We start from the raw sequence: 425 nt of genomic DNA, 5'->3' as shown, positions 1-425 counted from the left end.
GCCATCACCTCCAGCGCCTTCACCAGCGCCGAGTGATCCAGCTGGTCCCAGCCTTGGGCGGCAGCCACCTGCATCAATTGCGCCGCGCCCGCCGTCTGCGGCAGCGCCACGCCAATCGCCTTGGCGCCTTGCAGCGCCAGGTTCAGGTCCTTCTGGTGCAGCCCGATGCGGAAGCCCGGATTGAACGTGCGCTTGACCATCCGCTCCCCATGCACCTCCAGGATGCGGCTGGCCGCGAAGCCACCCATCAGCGCCTGGCGCACCTTGGCCGGGTCGGCGCCGGCCTTGCTGGCGAACAGCAGCGCTTCGCCCACCGCCGCGATGTTCAGCGCCACGATGATCTGGTTGGCCACCTTGGTGGTCTGGCCATCGCCGTTGCCACCGACCAGCGTGATGTTCTTGCCCATCAGCTCGAACAGCGGCTT

1 protein-coding gene is annotated in these 425 nt (G+C 67.8%); it reads right to left on the bottom strand.

Annotated elements, in window-relative coordinates:
* Positions 1–425 (bottom strand): NAD-binding protein (locus VO99_RS27545; RefSeq protein WP_046116172.1); only part of this gene is annotated, 425 nt, incomplete at both ends.

It is taken from the genome of Aquincola tertiaricarbonis (genome assembly GCF_000969605.1).
Classification (GTDB): Bacteria; Pseudomonadota; Gammaproteobacteria; order Burkholderiales; family Burkholderiaceae_C; genus Aquincola; species Aquincola tertiaricarbonis.
This window is presented reverse-complemented; position numbering and strand designations above follow the sequence as displayed.